Origin of the sequence: Cellulomonas carbonis, assembly GCF_014636275.1 — a bacterium.
GTDB classification, from domain to species: Bacteria; Actinomycetota; Actinomycetes; order Actinomycetales; family Cellulomonadaceae; genus Actinotalea; species Actinotalea carbonis.
In genome coordinates this window covers 226,154-238,482 of record NZ_BMEB01000001.1, presented here as the reverse complement: position 1 = coordinate 238,482, position 12,329 = coordinate 226,154, and the positions used below count along the sequence as shown (strand labels likewise).

At 70.9% G+C, this 12,329-nt stretch carries 13 protein-coding genes; 7 read left to right on the top strand and 6 right to left on the bottom strand.

Annotated features, from left to right (window positions below; genetic code table 11):
* Positions 1 to 42 precede the first annotated feature (42 nt).
* Positions 43 to 324 (top strand): Lrp/AsnC family transcriptional regulator, encoded by a 282-nt coding sequence (locus tag IEV86_RS01075; protein WP_043606907.1) that lies wholly within the window; start codon positions 43 to 45, stop codon positions 322 to 324.
* An 18-nt stretch (positions 325 to 342) separates the two neighbouring features.
* On the opposite strand, the gene trpD is transcribed toward IEV86_RS01075, so the two are convergent.
* Both trpD and IEV86_RS01065 read right to left on the bottom strand, forming a co-directional pair.
* Positions 343 to 1,401, bottom strand: a complete 1,059-nt coding sequence (gene trpD, locus IEV86_RS01070; protein ID WP_043606909.1) for an anthranilate phosphoribosyltransferase — start codon at positions 1,399 to 1,401, stop codon at positions 343 to 345.
* The gene (locus IEV86_RS01065; protein WP_052426233.1) at positions 1,398 to 1,841 is read right to left on the bottom strand and encodes a response regulator; all 444 of its coding nucleotides are present in this window, start codon (positions 1,839 to 1,841) and stop codon (positions 1,398 to 1,400) included. Before IEV86_RS01065 ends, trpD begins: the two co-directional genes overlap by 4 nt.
* A 171-nt stretch (positions 1,842 to 2,012) precedes the next feature.
* Between IEV86_RS01065 and ctaE the strand changes: the two genes are divergently transcribed.
* From ctaE to IEV86_RS01040, 5 genes are all read left to right on the top strand, one after another.
* The gene (gene ctaE / locus IEV86_RS01060) at positions 2,013 to 2,651 is read left to right on the top strand and encodes an aa3-type cytochrome oxidase subunit III (protein WP_043606911.1); all 639 of its coding nucleotides are present in this window, start codon (positions 2,013 to 2,015) and stop codon (positions 2,649 to 2,651) included.
* 75 nt (positions 2,652 to 2,726) lie between these two features.
* On the top strand, positions 2,727 to 3,506 hold the full coding sequence (gene qcrC, locus IEV86_RS01055; RefSeq protein ID WP_043606912.1) for a cytochrome bc1 complex diheme cytochrome c subunit: 780 nt from the start codon (positions 2,727 to 2,729) through the stop codon (positions 3,504 to 3,506).
* Positions 3,503 to 4,528, top strand: a complete 1,026-nt coding sequence (qcrA, locus tag IEV86_RS01050; protein WP_043606914.1) for a cytochrome bc1 complex Rieske iron-sulfur subunit — start codon at positions 3,503 to 3,505, stop codon at positions 4,526 to 4,528. Before qcrC ends, qcrA begins: the two co-directional genes overlap by 4 nt.
* 5 nt (positions 4,529 to 4,533) lie before the next feature.
* Positions 4,534 to 6,255 carry a cytochrome bc1 complex cytochrome b subunit gene (gene qcrB / locus IEV86_RS01045; protein ID WP_229734428.1) on the top strand — a complete coding sequence of 574 codons (1,722 nt, stop codon included), beginning with the start codon at positions 4,534 to 4,536 and terminating at the stop codon, positions 6,253 to 6,255.
* 125 nt (positions 6,256 to 6,380) lie between these two features.
* Positions 6,381 to 7,013 carry a superoxide dismutase gene (locus tag IEV86_RS01040; RefSeq protein ID WP_043606916.1) on the top strand — a complete coding sequence of 211 codons (633 nt, stop codon included), beginning with the start codon at positions 6,381 to 6,383 and terminating at the stop codon, positions 7,011 to 7,013.
* 266 nt (positions 7,014 to 7,279) lie between these two features.
* On the opposite strand, the gene IEV86_RS01035 is transcribed toward IEV86_RS01040, so the two are convergent.
* The 3 genes from IEV86_RS01035 to ctaC are packed head-to-tail and all read right to left on the bottom strand — an operon-like array spanning position 7,280 to position 10,370.
* A complete protein-coding gene (locus IEV86_RS01035) occupies positions 7,280 to 7,678 on the bottom strand; it encodes a cytochrome c oxidase subunit 4 (protein WP_043606917.1) in 399 nt (132 codons plus the stop codon).
* On the bottom strand, positions 7,675 to 9,513 hold the full coding sequence (gene ctaD, locus IEV86_RS01030; protein ID WP_043606919.1) for an aa3-type cytochrome oxidase subunit I: 1,839 nt from the start codon (positions 9,511 to 9,513) through the stop codon (positions 7,675 to 7,677). The genes IEV86_RS01035 and ctaD overlap by 4 nt, the downstream gene beginning before the upstream one ends.
* The gene (gene ctaC, locus IEV86_RS01025; protein ID WP_229734427.1) at positions 9,510 to 10,370 is read right to left on the bottom strand and encodes an aa3-type cytochrome oxidase subunit II; all 861 of its coding nucleotides are present in this window, start codon (positions 10,368 to 10,370) and stop codon (positions 9,510 to 9,512) included. The genes ctaD and ctaC overlap by 4 nt, the downstream gene beginning before the upstream one ends.
* Positions 10,371 to 10,655: 285 nt before the next feature.
* Between ctaC and IEV86_RS01020 the strand changes: the two genes are divergently transcribed.
* Positions 10,656 to 11,786 (top strand): cysteine desulfurase family protein, encoded by a 1,131-nt coding sequence (locus IEV86_RS01020; RefSeq protein WP_188484519.1) that lies wholly within the window; start codon positions 10,656 to 10,658, stop codon positions 11,784 to 11,786.
* A 97-nt stretch (positions 11,787 to 11,883) separates the two neighbouring features.
* On the opposite strand, the gene erpA is transcribed toward IEV86_RS01020, so the two are convergent.
* Positions 11,884 to 12,234 (bottom strand): iron-sulfur cluster insertion protein ErpA, encoded by a 351-nt coding sequence (erpA, locus tag IEV86_RS01015; protein WP_043607942.1) that lies wholly within the window; start codon positions 12,232 to 12,234, stop codon positions 11,884 to 11,886.
* Positions 12,235 to 12,329 lie beyond the last annotated feature (95 nt).

Below are 12,329 nucleotides of genomic sequence, written 5' to 3'. Positions count from 1 at the left end.
GGCATGATGGGACGGCCACGTCCGACCGAGGAGACTCCCCACATGATCACCGCCATCGTCCTCATCGACACCGAGCCTGCCCGGATCCCCGAGATCGCGGCGGAGGTCGCGGAGATCCCGGGCGTGAGCGAGGTCTACTCGGTGACGGGTGAGGTGGACCTCGTCGCGATGGTCCGCGTGCGCGAGCACGAGCGGCTCGCCGACGTCATCGCGGACCGGGTCAGCAAGGTCGAGGGCGTCCTGCGGACGCAGACCTACATCGCGTTCCGCGCCTACTCCTCGCTCGACCTCGACCAGGCGTTCGACCTGGGTCTCGGCGACTGACCGCTCGGTCACCCGCGCTCAGCGGGCCGACGCCTCGATCCAGCGGTCCAGCAGCGCCGCGGCCCGTCCGTCGTCGACAGCCGTGGCCGCGGCGACGAGCCCTGCCTGGAGCCTCTCGACGAGCGTGCCCGACCCCGTGCCGGGAAGGGTCCCGTCCGCGACCAGCCCGGCGGCTGCGTTCAGGAGCACCGTGTCGCGCACGGCGCCGGGCTCGCCGGAGACGACCCGCCTGACGACGTCGGCGTTGTGCTCCGGACTACCGCCGCGCAGCTCGTCGAGGGTGACGGGCGTCATACCGAGCTCGGCGACGGGGTCGACGACGTGCGGCTCGACCGCACCGTCGCGCACCCACCAGATCTCGGCCGGACCGGTGGCCGCGAGCTCGTCGAGCCCGCCGTGGCCGCGGAACACCAGGGCCGAGGTGCCGCGTGCGGCGAGGACGCCCGCCATGAGTGCCGCGAGCCGCGCGTCCGGCACGCCGAGCGCCGCCGCGGACGGCTGCGCGGGGTTGGTCAGGGGTCCGAGCAGGTTGAAGGCGGTCGGCACGCCGAGCTCGCGGCGGGTCGGCGCGGCGTGGCGCATGGCGGGGTGGAACACCTGCGCGAAGCAGAAGGTGATGCCGACCTCCGTCGCGAGCTCGGCGACGCGCTCGGGGGTGTGGTCGAGCCGCAGGCCGAGCGCCTCGAGGACGTCCGCCGTGCCGCTCGAGGACGACGCGGCGCGCCCGCCGTGCTTGACGACCCGGACTCCCGCACCCGCGACGACGACCGACGCCATCGTCGAGATGTTGACGGTGTGGTGCATGTCGCCACCGGTCCCGACGATGTCGACCGCGCGCCCCGGCACCGTGATGCGCCGGGCGTGGGCGAGCATCTCCTCGACGAGCCCGGTGAGCTCCTCGACCGTCTCGCCCTTCGCGCGCAGCGCGACCAGGAACGCGGCGAGCCGTACGGGGTTGGCCTCGCCCAGCATGACCTGGCGCATGACCCACCCGGCGTCGTCGACCGTCAGGTCCTGCCTCGCGAGGAGCCCGGCCAGGAGCGCCGACCAGCGGCGGCCGGGGTCCTCCGTGGTCATGCCGCGCGCGCGGCGCGCAGCAGGCCGGCCACGGCGTCCTGGACGACGATCGGGTCGAGCGGCTTCGCGACCACGGCGTCCGGGTCGGCCGACGACGCGAGCCACGCGTCCTGGGCGCGCCCGAGCACGAGGAGGACGGGCGGGCAGCGGAAGATCTCGTCCTTCAGCTGACGGCACAGGCCGATCCCACCGGTCTTGGCCGCCTCGCCGTCGAGCACGAGCAGGTCGAAGCGGCCCTCTTCGACGGTCCGGACGACGACGGGACCGGTCGCGACCTCGACCCACTCGACGGGCGGGAGGTCGGGGGCGACGCGGCGGCCGACCGCGAGGCGCACGGCCTCACGCGTGGTCGCGTCCGTGCTGTAGAGCAGGACCCGCAGCGCAGCCGGGCCGGCCTCCTCGGTGTCGTCCCACTCGTCGTGCACGTCCGTCGTCGCCATGCTCGCCTCACTGTCTCGCACCTCGAGGGCGTTCGCCCTCCGCCGGGCATCTTGGCACGACGCCCGCCCGCACGGCCCCCCGCACCGCCGGACGGGACCCCGTCGGCCGCGTCACGACACCCGGGCAGGCCTTTGGTCCCACGATCGTCGCGCCTACGCCATAATGACAGGGTGTCAACCACGACGGCTGTGACCGCTGCCCGACCGCACCTGAGCGTCAACCGACCGAACCCGGTGTCGGTCGGCACGATCGTGTGGCTCGCGAGCGAGCTGATGTTCTTCGCCGGCCTGTTCGCGATGTACTTCACGATCCGGTCGACGGTCCCCGAGCTCTGGCCCGAGGAGACCGCGAAGCTCAACATCACCTTCGCGACCGCCAACACGATCGTCCTGGTGCTGAGCTCCATCACGTGCCAGATGGGCGTGTGGGCGGCCGAGCGCTTCCAGCCACGCCGCACCGGGGGCCTGCTCCAGGTCAACCGGTGGGGCATGCACGAGTGGATGACCCTCACCTACGTCATGGGCTCGGTCTTCGTCGCCGGCCAGGCGTACGAGTACGCCGAGCTCGTCGAGCACGGCCTGACGCTGTCGTCGAGCGCGTACGGGTCGGTCTTCTACCTGACCACCGGCTTCCACGCCCTGCACGTCATCGGCGGGCTCATCGCCTTCCTGTTCGTGCTCGGCCGGTCGTTCAGCGCCAAGCGCTTCGGGCACCACGAGGCGACGACGGCGATCGTGACGTCGTACTACTGGCACTTCGTCGACGTCGTGTGGATCGCGCTGTTCTTCGCGATCTACGTCATCCGGTGATCGCATGACCTCACGACCCGTGCCGGCCGGCCACGCCGCCCACCTGCACCGCCGCAACGAGATGAGGACCACCCTGTGAAGGCCATCGCCGCCCGGCGGCACCACCGGCTCGCGCCGCTGCTGCTCCTCGCCCTGGCGCTCGCCCTGACCGGTGCGCTGTACGCCGTCCTGGCGCCGAGCGCCTCCGGCACGACGACGGCCTCTGACGAGGACGTCGAGGCCGGCAAGGCGCTGTTCCAGGCGAACTGCGCGACGTGCCACGGCACCGACGCCGAGGGTCGCGAGGGGGCTCCGTCGCTCATCGGCGTCGGCGCCGCGTCGGTGGACTTCCAGGTGAGCACCGGCCGCATGCCCATGCAGGTCAACGGCCCGCAGGCGGCCGCGAAGCCCCCGCAGTTCGACCGCGAGCAGACCGACCAGCTCGCCGCCTACGTCGCGTCGCTCGGTTCCGGCCCTGCCATCCCGACGGCGGACCAGGTCGACCCCGCGCAGGGCGACGCGGCCAACGGCATGGCGCTGTTCCGCACCAACTGCGCGATGTGCCACGGCGCGATCGGCGCGGGCGGTGCCCTGTCCGAGGGCAAGTACGCGCCCAACCTCGCGGACAGCACGCCCACCGAGATCTACGAGGCGATGCTCACCGGCCCGCAGTCGATGCCCGTGTTCAACGACGCGAACATCTCCCCCGAGGAGAAGCGCGACATCATCGCGTTCCTCGACGAGCAGCGCGCCGGGTCCCCCGGCGGCACGAGCCTCGGCTCGATCGGCCCCGTCGGCGAGGCCGTGTGGGTCTGGGTCGTCGGGATGGGCCTCCTCATCGCATCCGCCGTCTGGATCGGAGCCAAGTCCTCATGAGCACCGACAACTCCGCCCAGGACCTCACGGTCCGAGACGGGGCCTCGCTGCCCGACCGGTTCGAGAACCCGGGCCTGCCGCCCCACCAGCAGCGGATGGCGGACGTCGACCCCGCGGCCAGCAAGCGCGCCGAGCGGCAGGTCGTCGCCCTCTTCGCGATCTCCGTGATCGGGACGATCGGCTTCCTCGTCGCGTACTTCGCCCTCCGCCCGGGCGAGTCGGTCGAGTCGATGCGCCTGTCCAACGTCGCACTCGGGCTCAGCCTCTTCCTCGCGATGTTCGGGATCGGCGCCGCGGCCGTGCACTGGGCCAAGACGATCATGTCGGACCACGAGCAGCAGGAGGCCCGGCACCCCCAGCGCAGCGACGCCGAGGTCCGTGCGGGCGCGGTCGAGACCCTCCGGATCGGCGCGCAGGAGTCGGGTGTCGGACGCCGCGGCGTGCTCAAGGGCGCCGTCGTCTCGGCCGTCGCGCTCGTCCCCCTGACGTTCGCCGTCCCGCTCATCGGTCAGGTCGGTGGCGACTGGAACGTCAGCAAGTTCCGTCACACCCTCTGGGAGCGCGGCCGTCGCCTCGTGCGCGACCCCTCCGGCGAGCCCATCAAGGCATCCGAGGTCACGATCGGCTCGGTCTACCACGTCATCCCCGACGGGCTGCGGGAGGCGGACCACTGGATCGAGGAGAAGGCCAAGGCCGTCGTCCTCATGGTCCGGCTCGACCCGCGTGACCTGAAGGAGTCGGAGGAGCGCGCGGGCTGGTCGTACGACGGGATCGTCGCGTACTCGAAGATCTGCACCCACGTCGGGTGCCCCGTGGCGCTCTACGAGCAGCAGACGCACCACCTGCTGTGCCCGTGCCACCAGTCGACGTTCGACATGGCCGACGGTGCGCGCGTCGTCTTCGGACCCGCGAGCCGTCCACTGCCCCAGCTGCCGATCACGGTCGACGACGAGGGCTACCTGGTCGCGCAGAGCGACTTCACGGAACCGATCGGCCCGAGCTACTGGGAGCGGCTGAAGTGAGCACAGTGAACCGCGCAGCCGGCGGAACGGCGGACTACCTCGACCAGCGCACGGGGATCGGTCTCGCCGTCAAGAACTTCGCCCGCAAGATCTTCCCCGACCACTGGTCGTTCCTGCTGGGCGAGATCGCCCTCTACTCCTTCGTGATCCTCATCATCACGGGGTTCTTCCTCACGATGTTCTTCGTCCCGAGCATGGGCCTCATCACGTACGAGGGTCCGCTCGCGTCGATGGACGGCGTCGAGATGTCGGAGGCCTTCGCCTCGACCCTCGTGCTCTCGTTCGAGGTGACCGGTGGCCTGCTCATGCGGCAGATCCACCACTGGGCGGCCCTGCTGTTCATGGCGTCGATCGTGACGCACATGATGCGCGTGTTCTTCACCGGCGCGTTCCGCAAGCCGCGTGAGATCAACTGGCTCGTCGGCTTCGTCCTCATGATCCTCGGCCTCGCGGCCGGCTTCACGGGCTACTCGCTGCCCGACGACGTCCTGTCCGGCAACGGGCTGCGGATCACCGACGGGGTCGTGAAGTCGATCCCCGTCGTGGGCAGCTACATGTCGTACTTCGTCTTCGGGGGCGAGTTCCCGGGCGAGCACATCATCCCGAGGCTCTTCACGCTCCACATCCTGGTGATCCCGGGCCTGATCCTCGCGCTCGTCGGCCTGCACCTGTTCCTCGTCGTGCTGCACAAGCACACGCACTTCCCCGGGCCGGGCCGGACCGAGCGCAACGTCGTCGGCTTCCCGCTCTTCCCCGTGTACGTCGCGAAGGCCGGCGGCTTCTTCTTCGTCGTGTTCAGCGTGCTGGCGCTCATGGGCGGCACGATGACGATCAACCCCGTCTGGAACTACGGCCCATACGACCCGTCCCCCGTGTCGGCCGGTGCGCAGCCGGACTGGTACATGCTGTTCCTCGAGGGTGCCCTGCGGCTCATGCCGGGAGCGGGTACCGAGTGGGTCGTCGCCGGCTACACGCTGTCCCTCAACGTGCTCGTCCCGGCCGTCATCGTCCCGGGCCTGCTCTTCACCGTGCTCGCGCTGTACCCCTTCGTCGAGGCATGGGCGAGCGGCGACAAGCGTGAGCACCACGTGCTGGACCGTCCCCGCAACGCGCCGACCCGGACGGCATCCGGTGTCGCGATCCTCACGGCGTTCGGCGTCCTGCTCGCAGCGGGCACGAACGACCTGATCGCGACTCACTTCGGGGTCTCGATCAACGACATCACGCGCGTGCTGCGGGTGCTCCTGTTCGTCGCCCCGGTGGTCGCCTTCATCACGACCAAGCGGCTGTGCCTCGGGCTGCAGCGCAAGGACCGCGAGCTCGTGCTGCACGGTCACGAGACCGGACGCATCGTGCGGTTCGCCGACGGCGAGTACATCGAGGTCCACCGGCCGCTCGACGAGTACGAGCGCTGGCTTCGGGTGCACCACCAGCCCGTCCGGCCGCTCGAGCTGCTGCCGGCCGAGGACGAGCGCGGCGTCCGTCGCAAGGGCTACCGGCGGGACGCCTTCCGTGCCCGCGTGTCGCGGTTCTTCTTCGAGGACCGTGTCGAGCCCGTCACGCCCACCGAGCTGGCCGCCGCGCAGTCCCACGGCGCGCACGACGCGCTGTCGGCGCCCGAGCACGGCGACTCGACGCTCGTCGAGGCGGTCGCGAACATCAAGCCCGAGCACGGTGGGATGCCCACCGGCGAGGTCACCCGGGGACCCGCGACTCCCCGTCACTGAGTCCGTGGACGCCCGGCGTGCGCTTGCGTGCGCCGGGCGTCCGCTGTCCGGCGCGGGTATCGTCCCGCGCACCTGCCGCAGGACCGAAGACGTCGCCGCACAGGCGACCCGACCGGAGGTGCTCCATGGCTGACTACACCCTGCCCGACCTGCCCTACGACTACGCCGCTCTCGAGCCCCACATCTCGGGGCGCATCATGGAGCTGCACCACGACAAGCACCACGCGGCGTACGTCACGGGTGCGAACACGGCCCTCGAGAAGCTGGCCGAGGCGCGCGAGTCCGGGTCGTTCGACGCAGTCAACCTGTACGAGAAGAACCTCGCGTTCAACCTCGGCGGTCACGTCAACCACACCGCCTTCTGGGAGAACCTCTCCCCCGACGGCGGCGACCGTCCGACCGGGGAGCTCGCTGCCGCGATCGACGAGTTCTTCGGCTCGTTCGACGGCTTCCAGAGGCACTTCGCGGCCACCGCCACGGGGATCCAGGGCTCAGGCTGGGCCATCCTCGCGTGGGACTCGGTCGGCCAGAAGCTCGCCGTCTTCCAGCTCTACGACCAGCAGGGCAACATCCCGCTCGGGATCGTCCCGATCGTGCTGCTCGACATGTGGGAGCACGCGTTCTACCTCGACTACGTCAACGTCAAGGCGGACTACGTCAAGGCGTGGTGGAACATCGTGAACTGGGCCGACGCCCAGCAGCGCTTCGAGCGTGCCCGCACGCAGACCGCCGGCCTCATCGTCCCGGCCAGGCTGTGATGCCTGCCCCGGGCGACTGACGTCCGGGGAACTGACCAGCGCACGAGCCCGGTGCACCTCGAGGGGTGCACCGGGCTTCGTCGTCCCTGCTGACGAGGCGTCCGACCACCGCCGGCGCACCGCTGCCTCGCGACGTCCCCACGATGAGCTCCGACGTACGCGACGGTCCCCACGCGACGCCTGCCCGCGGCGCAGAGGAGATCCCGGGGACGACGAGAGGGTGGGACCGCCGATGCGGGCCCACCCTCTCCGGGGATCTTCACGCCTCAGTGGGCGTGCTGACCCCGCGAGTACTCGAACACCCAGCCCACGAGTGCCACGACACCGAAGGCGCCGCCGATCCAGAACAGCCACCAGCCCACGGCCAGGGCCGTGAAGCAGATCGCCGCGGCGACGCCGAGGGCCAAGGGCCACCAGCTCCACGGGGCGAACACACCCTGCTCGCCGGCGCCCTGCTCGACCTCGCCGTACGCGTCGTCCTCCGGACGCGGGTCGATCCGCCGCGCGACGAGCGCGAAGTAGAAGCCGATCATCCCGACGAGACCGAGCAGCAGGAGGATCCCCGCGGTCCCCACGGGCTCCCAGTCGCTCCAGAACCCGTACACGAGCCAGATGAAGAGGAAGAACGGTACGAGGATCAGGAACAGTCGCGTCTCGGTCTTCACTTGGCGTCCCCGTCCGTCTCGTCGTCGCGCGCGGGCTTGTCCTCGGGGGCGACACCGTCGTCGACGATGGTCGCGGAGGACTGCTCCGGCTGTCCCTCACCCGACGCGAGGCGCTCACGCCCGAGCGCCGCCTGGCCGCGTCGGTCGGCCTCCCAGTCGAAGATGCCGTCGGCATCCGGCTCGACGTGGTCCATGGCCGCGACCTCGGGGTGATGCAGGTCGAACGCGGGACGCTCGGACCGGATCCGCGGCAGCGAGGTGAAGTTGTGGCGCGGGGGCGGGCACGACGTCGCCCACTCGAGCGAGTTGCTGTAGCCCCACGGGTCGTCCACGACCACGCGGGGGGCGTTTCGCCAGCTCACGTACACGTTCCACAGGAACGGGAGCGTCGACGCGGCGAGCACGAAGGCCCCCACGGTGGAGAGCTGGTTCATCCACGTGAAGTCGTCCTCGGGCATGTAGTCCGGGTACCGCCGGGGCATGCCGACGACGCCGAGCCAGTGCTGGATGAGGAACGTCGTGTGGAAACCGAAGAAGAGCAGCCAGAAGTGGATCTTCCCCAGGCGCTCGTCCAGCATCCGCCCGGTGAACTTCGGCCACCAGAAGTAGAAGCCGGCGAACATCGCGAACACGACCGTGCCGAAGACGACGTAGTGGAAGTGCGCCACGACGAAGTAGGTGTCGGTCACGTGGAAGTCGAGCGCCGGCGAGGCGAGGATGATGCCCGTCAGGCCGCCGAAGAGGAACGTGACGAGGAACCCGATCGACCACAGCATCGGCGTCTCGAACGTCAGCTTGCCGCGCCACATCGTGCCGATCCAGTTGAAGAACTTCACACCGGTCGGGACCGCGATGAGCATCGTCATGAGGGAGAAGAACGGCAGCAGGACGGCGCCCGTCGCGTACATGTGGTGCGCCCACACGGTGACGGAGAGCGCCGCGATGGCGACCGTCGCGTAGACGAGACCCTTGTAGCCGAACAGCGGCTTGCGGCTGAACACCGGGAAGATCTCGGACACGATGCCGAAGAACGGCAGCGCGATGATGTAGACCTCCGGGTGGCCGAAGAACCAGAACAGGTGCTGCCAGAGCATCGCCCCGCCGTTGGCGGGGTCGAAGACGTGCGCACCGAACCGGCGGTCCGCACCGAGCGCGAACAGCGCCGCGGCGAGGGGCGGGAACGCCATGATCACCAGGATGCTCGTGACGAGCGTGTTCCAGGTGAAGATCGGCATCCGGAACATCGTCATGCCCGGCGCGCGCATCGTCACGATGGTCGTGATGAAGTTGACGGCGCCGAGGATCGTCCCGAAACCACCGAGCGCGAGGCCGAAGACCCAGAGGTCACCACCGAGGCCCGGTGAGAACGTCGTGCTCGAGAGCGGTGCGTACGCGAACCACCCGAACGACGCGGCGCCCTGCGGCGTGAAGAAGCCGGCCACGGCGATGAGACCGCCGAAGAAGTAGAACCAGTACGCCAGCATGTTCAGCCGCGGGAACGCGACGTCGGGCGCACCGATCTGCAGCGGCATGATCACGTTGGCGAACCCCGCGAACAGCGGCGTGGCGAACAGCAGCAGCATGATCGTGCCGTGCATCGTGAAGAGCTGGTTGTACTGCTCCTTGCTCTGCACGATCTGGATGCCGGGCTCGAACAGCTCGGCCCGGATCACCAGGGCCATGATCCCGCCGATGGCGAAGTAGAAGAACGACGAGATCAGGTACATGTACCCGATCGTCTTGTGGTCGGTCGACGTGACCCACTTGACGACCGTCCGACCCAGGGTCTGGCGCCGCGGCGCGAGACCGGGGATCACCTCGGCGTGGGCGGTCATGAGTTCTCCTCGTCAGCCGGCGTGCCGGACTCACCGGTCGGCACGCTGTTGTCGTCCCCGCGGCTCTGCAGCCGGTCGAGCTCGGGCCCGAGGCGTCCGGTCTGCCCGGCGTCGCGGAGGGACTCGATGTGCTCGTCGTACTCGTCCTGCGACACGACGGCCACGTTGAAGAGCATCCCCGAGTGGTGCTCGCCGCAGAACTCGGCGCACTTGCCCGCGTACACGCCCTCACGCGTCGGCACGACCTGGAAGGTCCGCTCGCTCTGCGGGAACATGTCCTTCTTGTAGAGGAACGCGGGCACCCAGAACGAGTGGATGACGTCGCGCGAGCGCAGGTGGAACTCGACGCGCTGGTCGACCGGCAGGTAGAGGGTCGGGAGCGTCTCGGGGTTGCCCTCGGCGCCGATGTCCTCGACGTGCACGCCGGAGTCCCAGACGTCGTCGTCGAGGTAGTTGAAGTCCCAGCTCCACTGCTTCGCGTAGACCTCGACGACGACGTCGGGCTCCTCGGTCGTGACGTCCTCGATCGCCGACATGTCGCGCGCCGTGTAGTAGAAGAGGACGCCGACCATGAGGATCGGCACGACCGTGTACATGATCTCGAGCGGCACGTGGTACCGGAGCTGGATGGGCAGGACGTCGTCGTCCTTGCGCTTCCGGTACACCGTGACGCACCAGACGATGAGGCCCCAGACGACGACGCCCACGAAGAGCGCCGCGATCCAGGAACCGACCCAGAGGGTCGTGATCCGCTCCGTCTGGTTGGTGACCTGCTGGCCGTCGTCGTAGCCGGGCATCCAGCCTCGCTGGGCCTCGGCGGAGCATCCAGTCGCGGCGGTCGCCACCAGGGCGGCCACAGCCGCCGTCCTCAGGGCGCCGGAGCGACGCCGGGGGTGTTGCACGTCCACACGGGCCTCTCATGTCACGGGTCGCGGGCGGGGTCCGAACCGGGCCTGCCCGGCCACGGAGCGCGTTCCACCTGGGACCTTGGTCCTCGTCGCGGTCAGCCTATCGCGGCGCGGGCCCCCCGCCCGCCCGTCCGCCGCACGTGGCGCGCCGCCGTCGACGGCGGGTGCCGCGCGCCGCGCCGCCCGGAGCGGCCGACGGGCGGCGGCCCCGCGGAGACGGCTAGCGTTCGCGGCGTGAGCACGCCGGACGGACGCACGTTCCTCGACGCGGGGGGCCGGGCACCGCTGCACCCGGCCGGGGTCGCCGCGCTGCGCGCCGCGGAGGCCGACGGCTGGGCCGACCCCCGGCGCCTGCACGCGGAGGGGCGCCGCGCGCGCCTCCTCCTGGAGCAGGCGCGCGAGGCGATCGCGGCCTCGCTCGGCTGCCGCACGGAGGAGGTGCACCTCTCCGGCTCGCACACCGCGTCGTTGCACGCGGCCGTGGCGGCCGTCCTGCGCGGACGCCGCCGCGTCGGACCCACGGTGGTCGCCTCCGCGGTCGAGCGGACGGCTCTGCTGGCGGCCGCACGGCACGGCGGCGAGCTCGTCACGGTCCCCGTCGACCGGAGCGGGCGCGTCCGGCTCGAGTCCTGGTCGCCGGGCGTCGCGGCGGACGGCGTCGCCCTGGCCGCCCTCCAGCACGCCAACGGCGAGGTGGGCACGCTGCAGCCCGCGGCCGAGGCGCACGAGGCGGCCCGCCGCGCGGGTGTGCCGCTCCTCGTCGACGCGGGCGCGAGCGCAGGCCACGTGCCGCTGCCGGACACGTGGGACCTGCTCGCCGCCGACCCCGCCGACTGGGGCGCACCCGCGGGGGCCGCCGTCCTGTGCGTGCGGCGAGGTGTCCGGACCGCCCGGGCGTGGCCCGAGGACGAGGACGACTGGTTCCCTGGGGGCGTCGGCGTCCCCGCGGCGCTCGCCGCGGCCGTCACGCTGCAGCACGTCCTCGCCGACATGGCCGACGCGGACCGCCGGCGCCGCGAGCTGCGCGACCTGCTGAGGGCGCGTGTCGCGGCAGAGGTGCCCGACGTCGACGTCGCCGGGGGCACCGACGGCACGCTCCCCCACGTCCTCACCTTCTCGTGCCTCTACGTCGACGGCGAGGCGCTGCTCACCGAGCTCGACCGGCGCGGGTTCGCGGTCGGGTCCGGCTCGGCGTGCACGTCACGGACGGACCGACCGAGCCACGTCCTCGCGGCGATGGGCGTCCTCACGCACGGGAACGTCCGCGTCGCGCTGCCGCGGGACACCACGCGCGACGAGGTCGAGCGCTTCTGCGACGTCCTGCCCGAGGCCGTCGCGACGGTCCGACGGATGTCGGGCGTCTGACGGGTCGAGGTCAGGGCCTGGGTCGCCCGCCCAGGACGTACCGAGGGCCGGGACCCGCAGGTCCCGGCCCTCGGTGGTCCGTCGGTGACGCGCTCGATCAGGCGAACGAGCCGCCGCACGCGCACGACGACCCGGCGTTCGGGTTGTCGATCGTGAAGCCCTGCTTCTCGATGGTGTCCGCGAAGTCGATCGTGGCGCCCTCGAGGTACGGCACGCTCATCCGGTCGACGACGACCTCGACGCCGTCGAAGTCGCGCAGCGCGTCGCCGTCGAGCACGCGCTCGTCGAAGTAGAGCTGGTAGATCAGGCCCGAGCACCCTCCGGGCTGCACGGCGACGCGCAGGCGCAGGTCGTCACGGCCCTCCTGCTCGAGGAGCGTCCGCACCTTGTCGGCCGCGACGTCGGTCAGGTTGACGCCGTGGGTGGACGTCTGGGTGGTCTCGCTCATGGTGTCTCCGCGGGATCTCGGGGGCTCTCGTCCGTGACAACAGCGCGGAGCGAGAACGTGTTCCCCATCAGCCTACGACCCGGACGCCCCGGAGC